Source organism: Sulfitobacter sp. HI0129, assembly GCF_001635395.1.
Classification (GTDB): domain Bacteria; phylum Pseudomonadota; class Alphaproteobacteria; order Rhodobacterales; family Rhodobacteraceae; genus Sulfitobacter.
Window position 1 is genome coordinate 1 of the sequence record NZ_LWGH01001126.1, and the last position, 1,321, is coordinate 1,321.

At 55.9% G+C, this 1,321-nt stretch carries 2 protein-coding genes; both read left to right on the forward strand.

Translation table 11 applies throughout. The annotated features are described in order from the left end of the window. Positions 1–27 precede the first annotated feature (27 nt). Positions 28–81 (forward strand): hypothetical protein, encoded by a 54-nt coding sequence (locus A3764_RS26495; RefSeq protein WP_443069415.1) that lies wholly within the window; start codon positions 28–30, stop codon positions 79–81. After that, positions 68–1,249 carry a ThiF family adenylyltransferase gene (locus tag A3764_RS23650; RefSeq protein ID WP_443069416.1) on the forward strand — a complete coding sequence of 394 codons (1,182 nt, stop codon included), beginning with the start codon at positions 68–70 and terminating at the stop codon, positions 1,247–1,249. Before A3764_RS26495 ends, A3764_RS23650 begins: the two co-directional genes overlap by 14 nt. Positions 1,250–1,321 lie beyond the last annotated feature (72 nt).

The following is a 1,321-nucleotide window of genomic DNA, read 5'->3' on the forward strand; positions in this document are numbered from 1 at the left end:
GAAGGCACGCTGGATGAGGGCGATACCGTGAAGCTGAAGGAGGGCATGATCTTCAATGTCACGGCAACTGATAAGTCGTAACGCCGATCTCAAGGCCCTCGAAGAGGGCGGATACGAGGTGGCCGTAAAGAATGGCCACCTCGTGATTTCCAACGTGCCCTACGTGAACGCCAATCGCGAGGTAAAGCTTGGCACCCTCGTTTCTGTTCTGCAGATGAACGGGGGCGAAACGATGACGCCGAGCGACCACAAGGCGTACTTCGTGGGCGAACATCCTTGCGATCCGGACGGCAAAACGCTCGAAAGCATCAGGCATTCCAGCAGACGCCAGACCCTCGGCAAAGACATCACGGTAGACCACATGTTTTCGGCCAAGCCGAAAGAAGGCTACCGCGACTATGAACACAAGATGGCTACCTATGTAGAGATGATCGCTTCGTCCGCGCGGAAAATCGATCCGACGGCAGATGCGCGCACCTACGTCGTTGCAAACTCCGATGAACCTGATCCGGTATTCAACTACCAAGACACAGCCTCGACACGGGCCGGAATCGGCGGTCTCTCCGAAAAGCTGGCAATGAACAAGGTCGCAATTGTCGGCCTTGGTGGGACCGGCTCTTACGTTCTCGATCTGCTCGCCAAGACCCCGATCCGCGAGCTGCATCTCATCGATGGGGATGATTTCCTGCAGCACAACGCGTTCCGGAGCCCTGGCGCGCCCAGCATCGAAACACTGCGCGGTCGAAACAAAAAGGTCGATTACTTCTCAGCGCTTTATGCACCCATGCGCAAGGGGATCGTCCCTTACCCGGTCTATCTCGACGCCTCCAACGCGGACCTTTTAGACGAGATGGATTTCGTCTTTGTGTGCGTTGACTCCGGCATCGCCAAACGCCCGGCAGTCGAACGCCTCGAAGAACAGGGCATCCCCTTCATCGATGTTGGTATGGGCATCGAGATGGGCGACGATGCCTTGGTCGGCGTGCTGCGGGTGACGCTGAGCACAGCTGAGCGGCGCGAACCGCTACGCCGCCGCGTGGGCATGGGCGAAGCAGAGATCGATGAAGCTTACGCCACCAACATCCAAGTCGCTGACCTGAACGCTCTGAACGCAACGCTCGCGGTACTCAGATGGAAGAAACTGGTTGGATTTTATGCCGATTTTGAGGGCGAGCATTCCAGCAACTACACGATTGACGGCAACATGATAAACAACATGGACAGGCTCGATGACGATAAAGAAAATTAACCATAAATTTGTAGATGCGATCCCCGAGAGGACTGAGGAAGGCGTTCTTTATCTTGCCATGGATTACGCGAC